Genomic DNA, 19,384 nt, shown 5'->3' with positions numbered 1-19,384 from the left:
TCTTGATCCGCTGCCACTGGTTGGCGATGTGGTAATGCGGGAACGTGCGGGACGGGTCGCTCGGGTGGCGCAGCAGGTAGCCGTCGACGGTGCCGTGCTTGGCGGCGTACCACTCGATGCTCTGCCTCACCCGCGCGGGCAGGGGCACGTCCCGGTACTCGCCCACCTTGCGGTGCTTGAGACGCTCGTACTGGCAGGTGGTCCGGTTGACCTGCTCGGCGATGCGGTAGACGTCGTCGGCGACGATGTTGTCGAGGTTGACCGCGAACGCCTCACCGTTGCGCATGCCGCACCCGCTCATCAGATCGGCGACCAGCAGGAAACTGTCGTCACCGGCGGTGCGTATCTGACCCAGCTGCTCCGGTGACGGGATCACCACCCGCTTGGGGTCGTACTGCGGCGGCTTCACCCCGGCCACCGGGTTGTCGTCGAACAGCCCGAGCCGGTTCGCGTCCAGCAGGATCGCCTTCAGCTTGTCGAAGGCGTTCGCCTGAGCGGCCAGGCCGATGCCGTTACGTTCCATGGTCTGCAGGAAGCCCTCAACCACCTTGTGGTCGAAGGAGTTCATCCGCCGGCTGCCCAGCAGCGGCAGCAGATGAATGTTCAGCAGCGAATCCAGGTGCACCACAGACGCCGGCCCCAGATCCCGCTGGCCGGCCTTCCACTCGCCGGCGTACTCCTCGAACCGCATCGCGCCGTACCTAGCGATCCGCTCCGCCTTCGCCTGGCCCCGCGGCGCCGCCTTCTTCGCCTTGTAGATTTCCGTCAAACGCTCGATGGCCGCATCCTGGGTCGCGAACCCGGACTCCTCCAACTGCCGCCCCGCCGCCGACCGGTACCGGACCTTGTAAGGATGGGGGCACTTCGACCACCGCGACCGCGGATGCTCACACTCCTTGAAAAACGAACCCATCCCACGAACCAATGAACGACTCTGCAAAATTCACCACCAAGAGACTATCTACGTGCACGACTGCAGGGGTTCCTGGCATGGACCAGCCCAAAGAGCCTTATCCGCCCATCACTCGCTGCTGCTTCACCCAGGCTTCAACCTCTGACACTTTGAATCGGATCTTGGCATTCGGGCCTGTTCCGAATCTGTAGGTTGCCAGTCCGGAACGCACGGAATTCTTATAGAGCCATGAGATGGACACGTTCAAATACTCAGCCGTTTCCCTGGCATCCATGAAGCGCACCGTCACGTTCTCTCCCGAGTTGGCATACATAACTGTCCAGCGCACCGGATAACTTCTATAAGCGCGCGTTAAGGGCTGTTCTCCGGAACCCGCATCAATAGTCCGCAGGATCGCCGGTTTGGCTAACCGGCGATCGTCGGCTATGTTGCGTCCCCGCCAGGTTCTGTCCTTGACTGGCGATCACGGTGGTAGGTCTTGCAGACGCCGAGTAGCTCTCGGTAGAAACAGAGAGCCGTCCGTCCCAACACCTTGGCTGCCAGGAAGACTCGACGCCATGCGCGGTTTCCCGACCGACCAGCCGGTCGTCCTTGCCCGCGCGCCAGACACTCCTCCCGGTGTCCCATGACTGACTGCATGGACGGCTTCTCCGGCGACAGAACCGAGCGTCTGGTCCGGTGACTCGCGCTTGATTCCTGCTCAGGTTCCGCGCCTGTTCAGGGCGACCCTCGCCGGTGAGGCGGCGGGCCATGAGGTAGATGCTTCGGGTACGGATTCCCGACCCTCAGTCGAGCAGTGATCGTGCCAGCTCAGGCCGTCACCTGAGGTGCTGGGCCCCCGCACTCGACGCACCGGAGAGGCAGCTGAGTAGGGTCGTGGTACACCGGGCTGGAGAGGTAGTTGCATGGCCAACGGGATTGTGATCGCGCAGACAACCATCGACAACGAGGACCAGGCAAAGGCGCTGGCACGGGGTGCGGTTGAGAGCAAGTTGGCAGCGGGCGTTCACATCGACGGGCCGATCACCGCCGTCTACTGGTGGAAGAACGAGGTCGAGACGGCACGGGAGTGGCGTATCTCGTACATGACGACGACAGACCGTCTCCCGCAGCTGGAGGCGTGGCTGTCCGAGAAGCACCCGTATCACGTCCCCCAGTGGATCACGCTGCCTGTGACCGGCGGGTCGGAGGCGTACCTGTCGTGGGTTGTTGAGGAGACAACGCAGGACTGACAAGCGACGTGTGGCGTGACGGCGCTCGTGTCCTGAGCTCGCCCGTGTACGAGGGGATCGATTCAGGAAGCGAACTGCCGCAAGTGATGGGCGAGTTCCCGCTCACTGTCGGGGAGCCACGCGGCGATTTTCGCGGCGCCTTCCTTGCTCATCGTGTTGGGCTTACGAGCCATCCGATACGGTGTCACGAAGCGGGACCCATGCCTGTTCGCTGGTGTGATCCGCGAAGTCGTAAGCGAAGCGTGCTCGGTCGAGCGCACGCAGCGCTCCTGTCTCATCGCTGGCCGCGGCACTTTCCTCCGCGTGCCTTCCGAGGACCCAGGCTGCGGCCGTGGCGTTGCCGTGACCGCGGACATCCTGGGAGGCTTGGGACAGGACTTCCAGCTTCCTCTTCGGTGTCGGAGCCCCGTAGCTGGCGTAGGTGAGGGCCAAGGCTCTGAGGGGAGGATGCCCGGCCTTCGCCGCGCACTCAGTCGTGACGTCCAGGGCATGGTCTGCGACTTCCCTGATCTCCGGCAGCCGGCGGTGCGCCGCGCGCGCGATGCGCTGCAATTGGTGGGGAAGGCACTGGCGGACAGCTTCATCGACGGCGGTGTGCAGGGACTGCACGGCGCCGCCGCAGTCGTAGGCGGCCAGCCGTACCTGGGCCACGGTGATGAGCTCGATCACGCGCCACTGCGGGGCGACCGTGGTCGTCGGTATAGGACTGCCCTGCTCGACCAGTTGTACGGCGATGTCCGTCCTGCCAGTGGCCATCAGCCCTGGAAGTCGAATCTCGTGCAGGGCGTAGGGGTTGAACAACAACGTGTGTTCGGTCTCCTCAAGGAGCCGGTTCGTCTCCCGCAAGGCCTCGTCGAACAGAGGCTGGTTCCGGAGGGAGCCGGCGGCACGAGCGAGCAGCGGGAGTACGGCTGCTTTCGCCTCGTGGTCGGAGCGACGGCAGCCGCGTGCTGCAGACGGTCGACGGCGGCTCCGTGGAGGCGAGCCTTCTGCAGCTCGTCGCCCTGCATGCGCAACACATAGGAGTGAAGGCCGGGTCGCCGAAGTAGCGGGCGATGTCGATGCTCTTCGCGGTCCAGCGGGCAGCGGTGCTCAGTCGTTCCTCCGGCAGGACGTTGCCCAGGGCGACGCCGAGGCCGACACGGGCTCGGGCCAGGAGGTGGAGGACGTCCCGCGTTCCGTGGTCCCGTCCTCCATTCGTGCTTCGAGCCGGGCGCCCAGGGGCCACAGCTCGGCGACGGCGTCGGAGGCATGTCCGGACTGTCGGGCGATCTCGGAGAGGCGGACGGTGGACTCGCCGAACTGGAGCATGGCGCGGTGGTCGGTGTCGGCGGGATCGGTGACGCCGACGATGTGCGGAGGCAGACGCAGGGTCTCGGCGATGTGTCGGCAGGAGCCGATGTCGTCAAGGCTCCGTTTGCCCAGTTCGAGGAGCGGTATGTACGTCTTGTCGTAGCCGAGGAGCTGCCCGAGTTCGGACTGGTTCATGCCGTGTGCGGCACGGTGGTAGCGGAGGATGATCCCGAGATCGCGGGTGGCGAGGATGGACTCGGCCTGCGGGGTTGCCCAGTGCCACAGGGTGTGTTGCGCGCGCCGTGCCACCATCGCGCTGTCCATGGTCGGTCACATCCGTGCGCACCAGGCGGCGATGGACTGCTTGTATCCGTCCGGCATGGTCAGGTCGGGCACTTCGTCGGCGGTGAACATGCCGAGCTGCTTGTGCTCGTGGCTCACCACGGGGGTCTTGTCCGGGGTGAGGACGGCGCAGCCGTAGGTGACGATCACGACTCGCCGGTCCGGCATGGTCACGGGCAGGGGCTGGTAGATCCACACGTCCAGGAGAGGACCGGCCTTGACCGCCCAGCCGGTCTCCTCCTCGATCTCCCTCTCCGCCGCCAACTCTGGTGTGCCATCGGAGGGTTCGAGTCGGCCTCCGGGCAGCTCCCACTCCTCGCGTTCATTCTTCAGCAGCAGTACGCGTCGGCGGCTGTCCACGGCTACGCCCTTGACGGAGACGGGCCAGCTGGGGGGCGTGTACGCCATCGCTCTCCTCGGATTGCACGTACGGCCGGGGGTGGTCGGAACGTAGCACGCGGCCAGTGGCGCAAGTCGGGCGTGGGCGAATTGCCCGGGTCGACAATCTCTCGCTTACCCCCGACTCAGCAGCGCCGAACAGTGAAAGCACCACATCCCCGCCATGGAGATCCAGGAGGCGCCGAGTTCATCAGCCGTACGCCGACGTCTTCGTACGCAACCGTATCGACCTCACCGTGCCGGGAGCGGAAGAGAGGATCGCGGGGCGGCGGGAAACGGGCTTTGTCACTGTCGACGGTCTTGCCTCACGCACTGCGGTGCTCACCTTTGCCACTCGGATCATGCATCTGGTGCCGCACCGCGACAGTGACCCAGACGGCCTCACTACGATCTGCGACACCCGACGCGACGCGCATCGGGCGGGCCTTGCCGGGTTCGGCAACGGCCCTCTCGATCCGCACACCGAACGTTCCGGCACACCCAATCCGCCCCGTCCTGTGCTCCTTGTGTGCGGGCAAACTGGCGCAACCGATGAGGAATGCCTGCTCACCGGTGGGCAGGCCGTGCACTACGACCTCTCCACTGGTGATCGGCAGGCCGGGGCTGCGCTGGCACAACCCCGCACCGCGTTCTTCGGCGCCGGAGACGGTCATACCACGCAGGTGTTCACCGCCCACGACGGTCTGAGGGTGTCCGTGCGCCTGCGGTTCGACGGGCTGGCGCGCTGGAACCCGATCGTTCAGCCCTACCTCCCGCAACTGCGGGCGACAGCCGGACGTCACCAGGTGCGTCTCGACCTGGCTCCTGGCCAAGGGTACCTGCTGGACAACGAACGCCGACTTCACGCGCGTCGTGCCTTCACTGGCGATCGGCTCTTCTGCCGCGCCCTTGGGAAGCCGCTGTTTCCCATGCTGCGAGGGTTCGCGCGCCCGACGCCCCCACCTCCGCCGGTACACCCATGCCATCGGAGGCGGGATGATGACGGACCGAGCCCAAAGGCTCGCCGCAGGATCGATAGCATCCCCCACGTCTGTCGCCGCTGTCGCTGCAGCTTGGGGCCAGCGGGCGAGGGCTGACAGGCCATCAGCGCGACAACGGCACGCCGGTCGACCTTCCAGGCGATCGTCAATGAACCGTTGAGAAGGTGCGGGAGCCTGCGGGCCATGCGGCGCAGCGTGATGAATTTCGCGGCTTCCCACCCGAGTGTCCCCGTCGAACACGAGCCCCAGCTCTTCATCAGCCTTTTTGTCATCATCTGTGCAGGTCAAGCACTGCTCCTTCCCGAGACAAGGTCCTCAGGCTGCCGCGCCGGGCCAGGCCGCGGAAGCGGTACAGACGCCGATCGCCCGAACGTGCACGCGAAGCGTGGACTGGCCGAGGTGCACGGCCAGTTCACGAGGTCACGCGGAGCATCAGTTCGCGAAGCTGGCGGCCGGTGGTAGTGATGTCGTATCGGCGCGCGTTATCGAGAGCCGCCTTGGTCAGGGCCTTGCGCCGGTGGAAGTCCCGGCCCATCTCGTCCAGAGCCACGGCCAGCGAGCGCGGGTCGCCAGGAGTGTAGGGAACGCCGGTGCTCCCGAGGACTTCCCTCACACCGGGAAGATCGGAGTAGACAACCGGAAGTCCGTGGGCTTGGGCCTCGATGAGGACGAGCCCGAAAGCCTCCATACCCCTGGTCGTGAAGACGAAGGCGTCGAAGTCCGGCAGGCGGCGCCACAGTTCGGCGCGGGCTAGGAACGGCTCAAACTGAATTCGGTCCCGCAGCCCGAGTGTGATGGCCTGCTGTTCCAGGTGCTCTCGTAGGGGTCCTTTGCCGATCACGGTCAAGTGGTGCGGCTGGTCGGTTGAAGCGAGGGCTTCGACGGCGGTGATCGTGGATTTGTTGTCGTCCAGACGGCCGGCGTGCACCAGAGCCAGGGGTCCGCTTCCGGTAGGCGGTTGATCGCGTACCCGGGCATCACTCAATGGGATGCCCCACGGGATGACGGTGAGTCGATCGGTGAATCGGCGTCCGGTGAGATGGTCGATGCGGTCGGCGAGGGCGGAGGTCGGGGCAACGATCGCGGCGCTTGCGGCAGCGACTTCATTCATGGCCTCGCGTTCCGATGCGCTGCGCTCGGCCATCATCACGTCGGGACCGTGGGCGATGGAGATGATCGGGATGTTGCCGGCAGTTCGGGTGAAGGCCAGGCTGAGTGCGAACCCGAGGTACTGGGCGTGAATGGCATGCGGCTGGATCTTCTCAATGAGCGCACCGACCTCACGCGTCAACTCGTCAACATAGGGGTCGAAGTCCGGGCCGTGGGGGCGTTTCGTCGTGGAGAGGGTGATCAGTTGATCAAACGCAGCCTCCCAAGCCTGATCGACCGGCGCCCTGCCCAGGAAGGTCGTGTGGATTTCCGGCATCGCTCCGTAGAGATCGTTGGCGAGGATCATGCCCCCAGACGAAGGCGCGGCGGTGCGGTTGATGCCGGTCAGGATGTTCAGGAGCTTGGTGGTCATGCGGAAACTCCATTCATCGATGACCGTGGGGGTGGCAACCGGAGATCGGCCCCCAGGGCCAACTCGACTCGTGAATCACCGGTGGCCTTCCGCATCTCGCGCTGACGGGGAGGCGCCCACCACGACGCCAGGTGCGGCGTGAAGACGGCCATGACCTCCTCGGCCGGATGTAAATAGCCCTTACTGTCCTGTTCTGCCGTCCATACCCTGACCGACGACCGGGGGTAGACGGGATTTATCCCAATCTCTCCCTTGGGGAGGATTCCATTGAAGGGGGTGGGTATTCCCTCACTGTTCCAGTAGTCCCACGCCTCAAGAGCCTTGGCTTTCTCAAAGCAGTGGTACAACTGCCGATAGCGGGCCATGTACCGGATCTCGCGGAAGGCCATCTGGCCGATCAGTCCAGGCGCGGCTTTCCGGGCCGTACTGAGATCAGCGCCCTGGAAGGTGACCGCTGCCGCGTCCTGGGACGGGTGCAGCGCGGTCCGGGCGAACAGGTGGGACAGCCGTCGCCGGACATACTCGGCGACTCCCGGGCCGAGAGCCGGTTCTATCCCTTCGATGAGCTGGACCAGCCGGTGATGGCGCGGATTGAAACGGGCCAGGTCGAACAACTGGCCCATGCCGTCCACGGCGGCGAAGGCGAGTCGTTTGTAGAGCCAGTTGTTCAGCTCTCCCACCTGGGCATAGGTCTTGGTCTCCGGAGTAGCGGAGTGGAGCATCAGGTATTCGGACAGAACCTCGAAGTAGAGGTAGCCGAGGAACGGCACGTGGGCCACGGCATCGGACAACTGGTCGATGAACTCGGGAGCCCCAGTGGTGTGGCCGACGGCGTTGCGCAGGGCGACGTCGAGGAACACGGCCCCGGCACGCAGCCCGGCCAGCACGGCGCGGTCGAGCTGATCGTTCTCGGCTGGTGTGAGGAAGCTCTGGTAGCGCAGGTAGGTGCGCAGGTGGATGGCACCGAGATGCAGGTAGTCGACGCCCTTGGGCTGGATCGGGGCATCCGGGATGACCTCGAAGATCATGGGCGTGGTGGAAGGCTTCGTCTCCATCAGGTAGGCGCCGAGGTTGTGTGGGCGCAGTCCCTCGCGCTGGCTGGCGAGAGGCGAGCAGTACAGGGCCCCGACCAGGCATCCGGTGGAGACATGCAACTGCCGGCTGGTGCGGATGGCGTCGATGTCCTTGGTGGTGTGCAGCAGGTACATCGGCTGTCCGCTGACGAGCGCTTCGGTCATGGCGTTGTGCTGTATTAGCCAGCCGTTGGGGGCTGAGCGCTCCAGGTAGTGGCGCCAGTCGCTCTCGCTTTCGGCCAGCGAGGCAGGAACGTGGCGCTGCGCGGGCACGGTGTAGTCCGTGTGGGCGTGTTCCCATTCGTCGCGCAAGAGAACTCCCGGGTATGGAAGATCGGCAGCGGGGCGAGGATATTTCGGGGACCTAAAGAATCTCGACGTTCGGCCCGGAAAGGCGGTTTCGGCAGTCGAGAACATAGGCCGCGTTTTTCTGAATCACCGGGAGGTCGAATCGGGGATGGTCCATGAGCAGCACCACGGCATCGGAGGCCGTGATCTCCTCCGAGCTCGCATCGACCCGGGGCACGTTCAGCTCGGTGTCTTCGCCCTCCGGGATGTTGGGGTCAGCGCCGCGGACCTGGGCGCCGAGGGTGACGAGAAGTTCGGCGACACGTGCCGAAGGTGAATTGCGAAGGTCGGTGGCGTTGTATTTGTAGGTCAGGCCGAGCAGCAGGATCCGAGATCCGCTGACGGGCATGCCGCGCTTGTCGAGTGCTTCCACGAGACGCCGGACGACGTAGTCGGGCATGTACCGGTTCACGTCGGCTGCGAGTTCCACAAACCGGAAAGGGACGCCGAGCTCCTGCTGCACCTTCCACGAGAGGAACAACGGGTCGACGGGCAGGCAGTGCCCACCGACCCCCGGCCCTGGGGTGAACCGCGTGAATCCGAAGGGCTTGGTCGCGGCGGCGTCGATCGCCTCCCAGATGTTCACGCCGAGGGAAGCGGCCAGCATCGCCATCTCGTTGACCATGGAGATGTTGACGAACCGGAAGATGTTCTCGATCAGCTTGGCCAGCTCGGCGACCTTGGTCCCGGAAACCGGTACCGTGGTTTGAAAGATGCCGTCGTAGAAACCCTTGATCGCGTCGAGTGATTTGGCGTCGATTCCGGACACCAGCTTCGGCGTCCCGTCGAACGACCACCGCTTGTTTCCGATCCTCTCGGGACTGAATCCGGCCAGGAAGTCCACTCCGCCCTTGAGGCCCGACACCTCTTCCAGGATCGGCAGCAACAGCTCCTCGGTGGTACCGGGATAGCTCGTGGACTCCAGGACCACCGTCGTACCGGGGCGAAGGTGCTCGCCCAGCGTCCGGGCGCAGGACTCGATGTAGGTCAGGTCGGGCACGCCGTCCCGCAGCGGGGTCGGCACGGTGATCACCGCGATGTCGAAGCCGGCCAGCGCGGCAGCGTCGGCGGTCGCGGAGTAGACCCCGGTGTCCAGCACTACGCGCAGCCGCGAGGAGTCCACGTCCCTCACGTAGGACTGGCCGGCGGCGAGCTGCTGGACGCGGTGCGGGTCCACGTCGTAGCCGACGACATGGTGACCCACCTCTGCGGCGCGTACGGCCAGGGGAAGCCCTACATAGCCCTGACCAGCGACGACTATCTGCATGGCAGCTCCTACTCGATTGCGATGCTTGAATGGGCCGTCGTTCCCGGACTGGCAAGGAGAAGCGCTGTGCCCCTGGTGTCTGTCGTGATGCCCGTGTACAACTCGGCAGCCACCCTCGGCGCAGCCGTCCGGTCGGTGCTCACGCAGACCCACAGCGACCTGGAGCTGCTGGTCACCGACGACCAGTCCTCCGATGGCTCCATGGACCTGCTCCGCGAGTTCGCCGCGCAGGACGAGCGCGTCCTGCCGGAGTCGGCACCCGAACGGGGCGGTGCGGGCCGGGCCCGCAACCTCGCGATCGAGCGTGCCCGCGGGGACTACGTGGCCTTTCTCGACAGCGACGACATGTGGCTTCCGGAGAAGACCGAGAAGCAGCTCGCCTTCGCCGCGGAAGGTGATGCGCCGCTGACGTTCACCTCGTACTTCAAGATGGACGCCGACTACGACGGCGAGAGCACCGACTGGGTCCCGAACGGGCGGGTGATCCGTGCGCGGGAGCACGTGGACTACCGCGCGATGCTGGTCCGAGACCACATCGGTGCTCTCACCGCCATGTACGACCGCAATGTCCTGGGCACGAGGCTGATGCCGGAGATGCGGAAACGCCAGGACTACGCGTTGTGGCTGAGCATCATGCGGGACGGCGCTGACGCCCGGGGCCTGGCTGAGCCGCTTGCGGTGTACAGGGCCCACCAGGCGGAATCGCTGTCCTCCAACAAGCTGTCGCTCGTGCAATACAACTGGGCCCTGTACCGCAAGCACGAGCATCTGTCGGTCCCTCGGTCGACGCGGGCGCTGGCCGGCGCTGTGTGGCAGTCGCTGCGCAACTCGCGCATCTAGATCCGTGCACGGGCCCGGTCCGGTGCGCGACCGTTCCCGGCGGTGCCCGACCTGGCCCGCCCCGTGGCCGTGCCGCGTGCTCGGGGGCGGGACTCGGTAGTAGGTCACCGGTGCCGTCGGCCGGCTACGCGGCCGAGCCGTCGCCGGCCCTCGTGCGCAGGAAAAGCTGGAGGAGCAGTCGCCGGTCGGCGACCGGGACGCTCTCCTGACCGTTCTGGAGCGCCTGCCGGCCGTGCAGGAAGCGGCGCTGGTTCACGATGAGGTAGTCGCCGGGCTGGAGCATGAAGGAGACCTGCCCCCGGACGAGTTCCTCGGCGAGTTCCCTGGCAGCGTCGGCGTGCGCCTGGCCGAGCTGGGACCGCTCCAGCATCTTGGCGGTGAATCGGACGAACCCCTCGCCCGGGTCGGAGCCGTCCAGGATCGGGAACGGCTTGTACTCCTTGCCGATGCCGTGCAGGTCGAAGAATGTCCCGTAGCTGTAGGCCGTCTCGGCCAGCAGGGCGCGGCTGTCCTCTGACAGTCGCGCCACCGCCGCGTGGGCGTCGGAGAGGATGCTGGGGCCGCCGCCGAGCGGGTCGGGGCGAACGCACAGGAGCGTGGTGTAGTCCGGGGGCAGGGTCGCGTTCACCAGGTCCATGTGAAAGGCGTTGTACCCGATGCCGCTGGACTTTCCGGGGTCCTTGTCGACTTTGACCCCGATGTCCTTCCACAGGGGCCACCGCGGGAAGGGCGAGAAAGGGACGGCCACCTCGGCCGCGAAGCCCGTCACCAGCCGCAGGAACCGGTCGTCGTCCGTCCCCAGCGCCTTGGCGAGGTTCCCTATCCGCAGCACGGCGTATCCGCCCCCTTCTCCGGTCAGCGCGCTGCGCAGCGTCGCGGCAGTCTCCTCGAACCGCGGGGTGGCCGTCAGCTCGGTCCGGTACCGCTCCATGGTGGACTTCGCCAGGAACGAACCGTCCAGTTCCCAGGGCAGGAGAGAATGGTCGATCAGAGCGGCTTCGAGTTCGCTCGGGATGCCGATGAACACGCGGAGCTTCCTTCTCACTTGGGGTTTTCAAGGACTGTGCTGTCACGGCGCCGGTGGCGGGATGCGCAGGGGGATGACGGTGCCGCCGGTCTCGGCCTGGTCGAGGATGGCGTCGATCTCGGCCCCGAGGCGCAGGAGTTCGGCGCAGTCCAGGAACAGGGCGGCCCGTTGCGGAGGTCCGTCGTCGTTGTGGAGGGCGATGGGCAGGACTCCTAAGCGGGTGGTGCGGTCGAAGCGCAGACCGGCCCCGGGGGCGGGTTCGGTAGGGGTAGCGTGGGTGATCAAAGGACGTCCTTTTGCAGGGGTTTCGGGGCTGATCGACAGACGGCTGAGGTCATGCGCGGCCAACTGGTACCGGCCGTCCTGAAGGGCTCCGTACGAGAAGGGCGGAACCCGGCGGCCGGGCGCGACCGTCGCGCACATCGCCCGGCACCGCCGGAGATCATCTGTCGGCGCTGCCGTAGGAGAGCAGGGCGACGACGACGGCGGTCACGGCGACGAAGAAAAGCGCCTGTACTGCCACCTGCCGCCACCCGATCCGGGTCCGCCGCCGGCGCGGCGAACGGCCGGTCTCCTCCAGCGCCCGGTCTAAGCCGTCGAGGATCACGAGGACGCCTTCAGCTGGACCCACACCGACTTCCCGCCGCCCGACGCAGGGACGACGTCCCACTGCGTGGCGAGGGCATTCACCATGAGCAGACCGCGGCCACCCTCCTCGCCGTCGCCTGGGTCGCGTCGTACGACAGGGCGGGGAGAGGTGTCCGTGACCCACACACGGACGGTGTCCGGCTCCGGCTGCTGAAGCGTCAGCCTGCACCGGCCCGGCTCGTCCCGGGTCGGCTTCAAGGGGCGCGCGTGCAGTACGGCGTTGGTCACCAACTCGGACACGATCAACTCGGCGTCGTCCGCGAGACCTTCGAGCGACCAGCATTCCAGGGTCGTCCGGGTGGACATGCGGGCCAGCGCCGCCGAGGAGGACACCAGGGACAGCGTCTGCGTGTAGGTCGGCACCGTGCGCGTCGCGGGGGCGATCGGCAGGGGCGGGGCGAGGGTCATGACGCCACCTCCTGCACGCCGTACATGCCCGCGCACGGCGTGCGGGCGAACAGCTGCGCGCCGGTCGCGAGCAGCATCAGGACCGGGAACCGCTGGTCGGCTGTTCCGGCGCACCAGCAGCAGGATTTTCCCTGCCGCTGTCGTTCGGTCAGCTGCTCGTAGTAGAGCGCGGGGGCGTCCACGAGTTCGCCGGCGGGTGTGGGGGTGCCGGGTGTGGTCATGAGGCGCCTCCGAGTTCGATGTAGAGGCGGCAGGTCTCGGTGTCCCAGAGGGACGGGTCACCGTGCCGGTCGGCGTGGTCGCGGGCTTGAGGGCTTATCGGCCCGGTGCGGTCGGCCGGCGGCGCGCTGCTGGTTCTAGTGCGCGTGGGGTGCTGCTGCTCCTGGGGGATGTGGGTCATCGCGGCCTCTGATCGCTCGCGGTCGGGTTCGGTGCCCCGCTCGCTCCTCGCGGGGAAACGGAGAGCGAGCGGGGCTGTGTGCCGCCGGGCTCCGGTCTCTGCGGATTGCGGAGTGTTGAGCGACGACCGACAGGTTCCGCCCGGTCCGGGTGGCGTCGCCATGCTGTACCGGGTGTCATCTGGCGCTCGTTCCGGTGACCTTCGTGGCGCGCGGGTAGCGTCAACGTGTCATGTGCGCTGGGGGTGTTGCGCTGCCAAGGGGTTGGCGGTTCCCCTTCCAGTGAGGGAAGCGCCCGCGCGAGCATGCCGAGAGGCCAGGGAGCGATATGAGTAAGACGGCTCGGACGCTGCTGAAGGTCTTGGTGGATCAACGGCGTTGGCGTTACGTCGACTTCGAGCGTGCCTTTCGCCGTGCGGCGGCTCAGGTGCTTGCCGAGGGGTCCCGGAATCTGACGGTATCCGAGGCGCAGTTCCGGCGCTGGACGGCCGGTCGGGTCCAGACCCTTCCGGGACCGGAGGCGTGCACCGTACTGGAGCACATGTTCGGGGTTGATGCGGCAGCCCTGTTCGAGGCGCCTCCCTCTGTGGCACCCGCACCCGCGTTCAACTTGGAAGACGAAATTCTGATGACTGCACATGACGCCCAGAGCGAGGCCGCCGAGGCTGCCGCCGCTTCCATCTCGGATACGACCCTTGACCAACTGCGGGACGACGTGGCCACGTTGGCGCGCGAGTACAGCACGAAGGCGCCATTCGACGTGTTCAATCAGGCGCGGGGGCTGCGGGAGGAGGCCGAGACGCAGCGTGGCCGCACACAAGTCCCTGCACAGTCGCAAGAGTTGCTGATTGCGGCGGGTCAGGCGTGCGCGCTGCTGGCCACGGCCGCCTTCGACCTCGGGTCACTGGACGGGGCGAAGCGCCTGTGCCGGTCGGCGGCCCTGTACGGGGAGACGGCCCGGTTCGATCCACTGCGCGCGTTCGCCGGCGGGACGCTGGCGTACATCGCGTACTTCCAGGACCAGCCCGCTGAGGCCGCGCGCCTGGCGCGGCAGGCCCAGATGTTCAACGGCCTGGGGGACGTGGCGCGGCGCAGGCTCGCGGCGATCGAGGCCCGCGCGTTTGGGTACCTCGGAGATGTCGCCTCCGCACAGCGTGCCCTGGACGCCTCGCAGGCCGACGGCCAGGGGGCGACAGACGACCTCCACGATGGTGTAGCCGGAGAGTTCGGGTTCACCGTCGAACGCGTCGCGATGTCGAACAGCTCGACATGCCTTCTACTCGGCGATGGGGACCAGGCGGAGGCCGCCGCCACCAGAGCGCTTCAGCTTGCGGCCGAGCGCCCGGCGGCCCTGCGTTCGGCCCGCGTGGTCGGTGGGGCAGGGGCGGACCTGGCCGCCGCCCGGCTGTTGCGCGGCGACCTCGACGGCGCGGCCGAAGCCCTCGAACGGGTGTGGGCCGTGCCGCGCGACCAGCGCGCTACCGGCCTGCTGACCCGCACCGCCCGGGTACGGCGCGCGTTGACCGGCGCCCCGTTCAGGGGTGCCCAGCTTGCCGGGGAACTCGGCGAGCGGATCGAGGACTTCACCCGCCTGTCCGGACAGCACCAGCTCGGTACCGGATCGGATCCGCTAGCTGCCCTGGAAGCCTGACCCCCTGCCGGTCAGTTCGCCCCCGAGAGAGACGCCAGGATCTTGGCTTCCTTCTCGGGGGCGATGCCGTGTTCGGCCCACCGCGGATGCTCCACGGGCCGCCCGTCGGCCTGGAGCCACGCCCAGGTGTCGGCGATCGTCTCCAGCAGCGGGCGGCAGCGCAGACCGGCAGCCACGGCCCGCGACGGGTCGACGGCCCACACCCCAGCGTGCGTGCGCCACAGCGGCATTTCCGTCCACTGCTTGACCCCGTGGCGGTCCAGGTCGTCCGCAGCCGCCCATAGAGGCCGTCCCGCGCCGCCGGTCGCGGTCAGGCAGGCGGTCACGAACTCGACGAACGTGAGCCCCTCGGGGTGGGCGACATTGAAGGCTCCGCCGGCGCTCAGGTCGGCGGCCTGGTCAAGGGCGAAAGCCGCCACGTCGCGGACATCGACCGGCTGAATCCGCCGCTCGGCCGGGGACGGGGCGAGGATCCGCCCGCCCCGCGCGGCGCGGGCCAGCCACCAGGGCAGACGGCCAACGTATTCGCCAGGGCCGAGGATCACGCCGGGCCGCAGGAACACCACCCGGCCGCCGAGGGCCTCGGACACAGCCCGCTCCCCACCCGCCTTCTGGAACCCGTACTTCGTCGGCGAGCCGTCCGGGCCTGTGAAGCCGAACGTGTCGTCGGCGTCAGGCGGGCAGTCCAGCAGCGGGGATGCCTCGGTGAGCGGGTGGTGCGGCCAGTCGGCATACACGGACACGGTGGAGATGTGCACCCACCGGTCAACCTGTCCGGCCAGAGCCCGCGCGGCCAGGAGCACGTCACGGGGCGGCAGTTCCGAGCTGGAAGTGTCCAACACCGCATCCCACGGGCCAGCAGCGGACAGACGGCGCAGGTCGCCGAGGGCCGTCCGGTCACCATGAATCGCGTTGACGCCGGGGATGTCGGGACCGGATCGACCCCGGTTGAACGTCGTCACCTCCCACCCGCGCCCGAGCGCGCCAAAGACGATCTCTTTACCGAGGAACCATGTGCCGCCGAGGACCAGAATGCGCATGCGCCCGATCCTGCCCTCCGCGGCCCTGTTCGCGGAAGCCCGGGCAGCCCACTCCCACCCGGGCTGGGCCACTGGGTTTGCTACGCATGGCCCGCGCTCCGTTGGACCACCCATTGTGGGTCCTCCTCGACCCGAGGCACTGCAGCAATGGGCTCGATTTGCTGCCCTTGATGAGTCCGGCTTCCCCTCTCGCGACCCACCTTCCATGGGCAGGCGCTTGACGTCGTTTCAGCCGGTAGACACCAGCTCTGCAGGCGTGATTGCGATCAGTCGACAGGCAGGCAGCTCCATGGGCGTGAGCGCCACAATCCGTATCGCGAACTCCTTGTCATCCTGCCGTGGCAGGTAAAGACGGCGTGGTGAACTCGACGCCGGATGAGTGACGGCCGGTAGGTCGGGGGCGTTCCACAATTTGCGGGCAGTCGGGTCGAGCCGCACAGTTGCAATGACCTCCTGAAGTCGTTTGTCATTTGGCCACTGTTCCGCATTGACACGGAGCGCTGCCATCGTGGGCAGAGCCCAGTCTCTTTCCCAGTTGATGAGCTGAGCTCGCGCGTCCGGCCATGTCAGCACCCATTCCACGACGTTGGGGCCGGAACCCATCCACGGAAAGTATTCCTGGATCCTCTCGTTGCAGGCGAGGACGTCCCAGCGCTGGTCGCTGAGGTAGATGCCCCAGGTCTTGCTCTGCTCGACAAGTGCCACCAGAGCAGGTGGCAGGAGTTGATTGAGAGGGCTTGCGGCAGTGGCGGCCGACGCTCGGCCACGGGCGATGCGATAGACGATGGCCCATTCATCGTCGTTCAGCGCGAGGACCACGCGGATCCGATGGAGGAACCCGTCACTGTAGTTCGCTGGGCACCCTGATTCGAGGGAGTTGTACCACCGGCGGCTCACGCCTGCCAGTTGCGCGGTCTGAGCCTGAGTGATCCCGCGAGTGGAACCCGCACCGAACATGGACGTAAACCCCGGTATGTCCGATGTATCTCGGCGTGCGCGAGCTTGCCTCAGTATGCGGGTGAGGAGGAGAGCCTCGGGGGCACCCCCACCGCTCATAACGTTCATATAACGTCCGTTAGCGTCCACGGGTGGGATACACGTCACAGGTTCCCGTTTTTCCACGGCACCGACCGCCGCCATGGCCACTCGTCAGCAGAGCTTAATTTTAGGCGAGTTGAAGCCCACACCTGCAATCGGCAAGCAACGGTTGAAATGGGGACTGTCCGTCTATGAGAACTGCCAGTTCTCATCTACAGGATATGCACGGCCTTTCTTTCCCATGACTTCCGAGATGCGCCAATAGGGTTATCCCGGCCAGGGGATACGCCTTCTGGCCTAATCCGGCTCGGAGGAAGAGCCTCGACCAGCCGGCACGAAGGGATTGCTCACATGTCTCTGGGAGAGGGCCTCTCAGGCGCTCAGGAATCTGCGGCGCCAGCGCGCGAGAGAGCGCGCCGCCGATGGAGGCGGTGGCGTACGGCCGAACGGCGGACCGTGGAACGCGACCTCCACCGCCGGCTCCGGAAAGAGCTGCGCAGCCTGGGAATTCACCCCCCACTGAACGTGGAGGAACTGGCCATGGCTCTCGGCGAGAGGCGCGGCCGTCCGATCGTCCTTCGCCCGGTCCCGCTGGAGGTGCCGGGGCCGTCGGGGATGTGGCTCGAAATGCCGCAGGTGGACATCATCGTCTACCAGCAGGAGACGACCCGGCTGCACCAGCTCCAGATCATCCTCCACGAGCTTCTCCACATCATCGTCGCGGAGTGGGAGGGTGACGTCGTGGCGGAGTCGGCGGCCGATTTCGTGGAGGAGTGGGCTGCCCTCATCCCTATAGTCGACCCGAAGCTGATCCGGCGTGTATCCCTGCGCTGCTCGTTCGAGGATGAGCAGGAGTGCTCGGTCGAGCTCGCTGCGACGATCATCCTGGAGTGGTCTTCGGTGGTGGACGCGCTTCCGCCGTTGTCGGAGGATCCGGAGGTCCGCCGTGTGCAGGCTGCTCTGGGTGACCGGCGGGGGTGGCTGTAGCCATGGCGAAGTGCCTTCCGCTGATCATCGCCGCCGCCGTCGTGTGGCGACTGTTCCTGTGGTCGCGTGCCCCCCGTGACGCTCCCACGAGGTCGGTTGCCCTCACCCTCCTGACCCTGGGTCTGTCGCACGCCATAGCCAGGCCGGGGGGTGCCCACGGCCTCGACATCATGGCGGGGCACAACATCACGCGGCTGCTCCAGAACCTGTTGCTGCTGCTCGCGTGCTACTTCCTGATGTGCTTCTACTTGTACTCGGCCGACGGGCCTGCGGCACGGCGTCGAGCCCGGAGGGCGGGCGTCGTGGTGGCCCTTGTCTCGGTAGCCATCACTGTGGCTGCCTTGACCGTACCGCTGGGAGCACTCAGCGGACCGAGCCGCACGATGGACATGACGATCCCGCAGGTCGCCGTGTTCTACCTCTGCGCGGGCCTGTATATGACGTACGCGATCGGGACGGCCGGACGGTGGTCCGCCCGCTATGCCCGCAAATCTGGTCGGCCTCACGCCACCGGGCTGTGGATCACCGCGATCGGCCTTGGCTCGCTGGCGGCGGCCTGCGGCATCCGTGCGGTCTTCACCGTCGTCCGCTGGAGTGGAGGGTCCGTGCCCCACCCGCTCATGACCTCGGCAGCAGCGTTGTTGACAGTGTCGAGCCTGCTCTTCGTCGTGGGCGTCACCTATTCGGGCCTGCGCGCGCGAATCACCGCCACGCGGCTATCGCTGCGCCGGCGCCGGGACCACCGCCGGCTGGCCCCGTTGTGGGAGCTGCTGACCGGGATCAACCCGAAGAACGAGCTGAAGCCCGCGTCCCGCACACCGTGGGATCGGTGGCGGGCCCGTGGAGTGCACCGCCGCTATCACCGACGGATAGTGGAATGCCGCGATGGACTACTCGACATCAGCCCCTACCTGGCGGCTGGGAACGAGGAAACCGACCTCCTCAGCCTGGAGCCGGCCGAACTGGCCAGACGGCTCCGGTGTGCCTCTGCCACGATCCAGCAGGGTGCCCCGGCCCCGGCAAGGGCGGTACCTCTGGCACGGCCGACGGGTGACGACCGGGACTCGGATGTCGACCAGCTGATCGCGGTGTCGGAGGCGCTGCGGCTCACCGCGTGACCGTGGAAAGACAGCGAAGGCGAGACGACATGCTGATCACCGCCGACCGGATCCTGACCGACTCCGGGACGTACGTGGAGGACGGCGCCGTCCTCATAGAGGGTGACCGGATCACCGCCGTCGGGCCTCGCGCACAGGTCACCGGCCACTCCGGCCCTCGGGGCGCAGATCTCTCGTTTCCCGGTGCCACGGTGATGCCCGGGCTCATCGACGCCCACGTGCACCTCGTGTTCGACGGCAGCACCGACCCGTTGGCCGGCTTCACCGACTCGAGCGACGAGAAGCTGCTACACGACATGCGCCGCCGTACGGAGCAGCTCCTGTCGAGCGGCGTGACAACGGTCCGGGACCTCGGAGACCGCAATGCCCTGGCACTGCGCCTGCGCGAGGAGATCGGCCGGGGCGCCACCCCCGGCCCCCGCATCGTGTCCGCAGGCACACCATTGACCACACCCGGAGGCCACTGCCATTTCCTGGGCGGTGAGGTCCGCGGCGAGGCTGCCGTCCGTGACCTGGTACGGCGCAACGCGGCGGCGGGCGCCGGAGTGATCAAGGTGATGGCGAGCGGGGGCGGCCTGACGAAGGACGGGCGATCCGTTCTCATCCAGCCCGAGCGAATCGATCCGGCCCCCGTGGACCGGCCCGGTGCCGTATTCGCTGGCCAGGAACCGGACTCCCAGTAGCGTCTCCATGTGCGCCTCGACGAGACCCTGCACATCCGCCTCGACCTCAGCAAGGTGCGGCATGACCTCGGTCACGCCGCTGTTCGTCGTGTGGAACAGTTTCAGGCCCGACACCTTCCCCTCCTCGGCTCGAAGATCGAGAACGTCGACGAGGGGCAGGATTGTTTCCGCGAGGGG

General features: G+C 67.0%; 23 protein-coding genes and 1 pseudogene. 7 read left to right on the top strand and 17 right to left on the bottom strand.

The annotated features are described in order from the left end of the window. Both EHO50_RS33835 and EHO50_RS46165 read right to left on the bottom strand, forming a co-directional pair. On the bottom strand, window positions 1-769 hold a 769-nt coding region (locus EHO50_RS33835), incomplete at its 3' end, for a site-specific integrase (RefSeq protein ID WP_246101662.1). 241 nt (window positions 770-1,010) lie between these two features. Beyond that, window positions 1,011-1,187 (bottom strand): helix-turn-helix domain-containing protein, encoded by a 177-nt coding sequence (locus EHO50_RS46165; RefSeq protein WP_425472313.1) that lies wholly within the window; start codon window positions 1,185-1,187, stop codon window positions 1,011-1,013. A 631-nt stretch (window positions 1,188-1,818) separates the two neighbouring features. On the opposite strand from EHO50_RS46165, the gene cutA reads away from it, so the two are divergent. Then, window positions 1,819-2,145: a divalent-cation tolerance protein CutA gene (gene cutA, locus EHO50_RS33825; protein WP_128435054.1), complete on the top strand. Its 327-nt coding sequence runs from the start codon at window positions 1,819-1,821 to the stop codon at window positions 2,143-2,145. 162 nt (window positions 2,146-2,307) lie between these two features. Here the strand turns inward: cutA and EHO50_RS46160 are convergent, their stop codons facing one another. The 3 genes from EHO50_RS46160 to EHO50_RS33810 form a co-directional block, all read right to left on the bottom strand. After that, window positions 2,308-2,991 (bottom strand): hypothetical protein, encoded by a 684-nt coding sequence (locus EHO50_RS46160; protein WP_425472308.1) that lies wholly within the window; start codon window positions 2,989-2,991, stop codon window positions 2,308-2,310. Window positions 2,992-3,237: 246 nt separating this feature from the next. After that, window positions 3,238-3,762, bottom strand: a complete 525-nt coding sequence (locus EHO50_RS33815; protein WP_181449738.1) for a helix-turn-helix transcriptional regulator — start codon at window positions 3,760-3,762, stop codon at window positions 3,238-3,240. Window positions 3,763-3,768: 6 nt separating this feature from the next. Beyond that, entirely contained in the window at window positions 3,769-4,188 is a 420-nt protein-coding gene (locus EHO50_RS33810) for an NUDIX hydrolase (protein ID WP_128435053.1), read from the bottom strand. A 56-nt stretch (window positions 4,189-4,244) separates the two neighbouring features. Here EHO50_RS33810 and EHO50_RS46155 point away from each other — a divergent pair, with 56 nt between their 5' ends. Next, complete coding sequence (locus EHO50_RS46155) at window positions 4,245-5,255, top strand: TauD/TfdA family dioxygenase (protein WP_128435052.1); 1,011 nt, start codon at window positions 4,245-4,247, stop codon at window positions 5,253-5,255. Window positions 5,256-5,571: 316 nt separating this feature from the next. On the opposite strand, the gene EHO50_RS33800 is transcribed toward EHO50_RS46155, so the two are convergent. The 3 genes from EHO50_RS33800 to EHO50_RS33790 are packed head-to-tail and all read right to left on the bottom strand — an operon-like array spanning window position 5,572 to window position 9,369. Next, window positions 5,572-6,681 carry a glycosyltransferase family 4 protein gene (locus EHO50_RS33800; RefSeq protein WP_128435051.1) on the bottom strand — a complete coding sequence of 370 codons (1,110 nt, stop codon included), beginning with the start codon at window positions 6,679-6,681 and terminating at the stop codon, window positions 5,572-5,574. Next, on the bottom strand, window positions 6,678-8,066 hold the full coding sequence (locus EHO50_RS33795; RefSeq protein WP_128435050.1) for a hypothetical protein: 1,389 nt from the start codon (window positions 8,064-8,066) through the stop codon (window positions 6,678-6,680). The genes EHO50_RS33800 and EHO50_RS33795 overlap by 4 nt, the downstream gene beginning before the upstream one ends. Window positions 8,067-8,118: 52 nt before the next feature. Beyond that, the gene (locus EHO50_RS33790) at window positions 8,119-9,369 is read right to left on the bottom strand and encodes a nucleotide sugar dehydrogenase (protein WP_128435049.1); all 1,251 of its coding nucleotides are present in this window, start codon (window positions 9,367-9,369) and stop codon (window positions 8,119-8,121) included. A 66-nt stretch (window positions 9,370-9,435) separates the two neighbouring features. On the opposite strand from EHO50_RS33790, the gene EHO50_RS33785 reads away from it, so the two are divergent. Continuing rightward, window positions 9,436-10,209 carry a glycosyltransferase family 2 protein gene (locus tag EHO50_RS33785; protein ID WP_128435048.1) on the top strand — a complete coding sequence of 258 codons (774 nt, stop codon included), beginning with the start codon at window positions 9,436-9,438 and terminating at the stop codon, window positions 10,207-10,209. Window positions 10,210-10,333: 124 nt separating this feature from the next. Here the strand turns inward: EHO50_RS33785 and EHO50_RS33780 are convergent, their stop codons facing one another. The 6 genes from EHO50_RS33780 to EHO50_RS33755 all read right to left on the bottom strand — a co-directional run bounded on the left by EHO50_RS33780 (window position 10,334) and on the right by EHO50_RS33755 (window position 12,692). Further along, complete coding sequence (locus tag EHO50_RS33780; protein WP_246101658.1) at window positions 10,334-11,236, bottom strand: TauD/TfdA family dioxygenase; 903 nt, start codon at window positions 11,234-11,236, stop codon at window positions 10,334-10,336. 42 nt (window positions 11,237-11,278) lie between these two features. Next, window positions 11,279-11,521, bottom strand: coding sequence for a hypothetical protein (locus EHO50_RS33775; protein WP_128435046.1), 243 nt, complete (start codon window positions 11,519-11,521; stop codon window positions 11,279-11,281). A 157-nt stretch (window positions 11,522-11,678) separates the two neighbouring features. Beyond that, window positions 11,679-11,867: a hypothetical protein gene (locus EHO50_RS33770; protein WP_128435045.1), complete on the bottom strand. Its 189-nt coding sequence runs from the start codon at window positions 11,865-11,867 to the stop codon at window positions 11,679-11,681. Next, complete coding sequence (locus EHO50_RS33765; RefSeq protein WP_128435044.1) at window positions 11,840-12,292, bottom strand: ATP-binding protein; 453 nt, start codon at window positions 12,290-12,292, stop codon at window positions 11,840-11,842. Before EHO50_RS33765 ends, EHO50_RS33770 begins: the two co-directional genes overlap by 28 nt. Then, a complete protein-coding gene (locus EHO50_RS33760) occupies window positions 12,289-12,513 on the bottom strand; it encodes a hypothetical protein (protein WP_128435043.1) in 225 nt (74 codons plus the stop codon). Before EHO50_RS33760 ends, EHO50_RS33765 begins: the two co-directional genes overlap by 4 nt. After that, a complete protein-coding gene (locus EHO50_RS33755; RefSeq protein WP_128435042.1) occupies window positions 12,510-12,692 on the bottom strand; it encodes a hypothetical protein in 183 nt (60 codons plus the stop codon). The genes EHO50_RS33760 and EHO50_RS33755 overlap by 4 nt, the downstream gene beginning before the upstream one ends. Before the next feature lie 326 nt (window positions 12,693-13,018). Between EHO50_RS33755 and EHO50_RS33750 the strand changes: the two genes are divergently transcribed. Beyond that, complete coding sequence (locus EHO50_RS33750; RefSeq protein WP_128435041.1) at window positions 13,019-14,341, top strand: NsdA family TPR-like regulatory protein; 1,323 nt, start codon at window positions 13,019-13,021, stop codon at window positions 14,339-14,341. Window positions 14,342-14,352: 11 nt separating this feature from the next. Here EHO50_RS33750 and EHO50_RS33745 read toward each other — a convergent pair whose 3' ends face one another. Both EHO50_RS33745 and EHO50_RS33740 read right to left on the bottom strand, forming a co-directional pair. Further along, window positions 14,353-15,381: an NAD-dependent epimerase/dehydratase family protein gene (locus tag EHO50_RS33745; protein ID WP_128435040.1), complete on the bottom strand. Its 1,029-nt coding sequence runs from the start codon at window positions 15,379-15,381 to the stop codon at window positions 14,353-14,355. A 228-nt stretch (window positions 15,382-15,609) separates the two neighbouring features. Continuing rightward, a complete protein-coding gene (locus EHO50_RS33740; RefSeq protein ID WP_246101675.1) occupies window positions 15,610-16,200 on the bottom strand; it encodes an MmyB family transcriptional regulator in 591 nt (196 codons plus the stop codon). 759 nt (window positions 16,201-16,959) lie between these two features. Between EHO50_RS33740 and EHO50_RS33735 the strand changes: the two genes are divergently transcribed. The 3 genes from EHO50_RS33735 to EHO50_RS33725 are packed head-to-tail and all read left to right on the top strand — an operon-like array spanning window position 16,960 to window position 19,207. After that, window positions 16,960-17,406, top strand: a complete 447-nt coding sequence (locus EHO50_RS33735; protein ID WP_246101656.1) for a hypothetical protein — start codon at window positions 16,960-16,962, stop codon at window positions 17,404-17,406. A 2-nt stretch (window positions 17,407-17,408) separates the two neighbouring features. Beyond that, a complete protein-coding gene (locus EHO50_RS33730; RefSeq protein WP_128435038.1) occupies window positions 17,409-18,524 on the top strand; it encodes an MAB_1171c family putative transporter in 1,116 nt (371 codons plus the stop codon). A gap of 29 nt (window positions 18,525-18,553) precedes the next feature. After that, on the top strand, window positions 18,554-19,207 hold the full coding sequence (locus tag EHO50_RS33725; RefSeq protein WP_342787021.1) for an amidohydrolase family protein: 654 nt from the start codon (window positions 18,554-18,556) through the stop codon (window positions 19,205-19,207). On the opposite strand, the pseudogene EHO50_RS45395 reads toward EHO50_RS33725, so the two are convergent. Then, a pseudogene (locus EHO50_RS45395) lies at window positions 19,106-19,366 on the bottom strand (transporter); the annotation flags it as partial. The gene EHO50_RS33725 and the pseudogene EHO50_RS45395 sit on opposite strands and share 102 nt — an antisense overlap. Window positions 19,367-19,384 lie beyond the last annotated feature (18 nt).

The sequence above is a fragment of the Streptomyces cyaneus genome (assembly GCF_004028635.1).
Classification (GTDB): domain Bacteria; phylum Actinomycetota; class Actinomycetes; order Streptomycetales; family Streptomycetaceae; genus Streptomyces; species Streptomyces cyaneus.
Note: the sequence above shows the minus strand (reverse complement) of the source record. Positions and strands in the feature narration are given on the sequence as shown.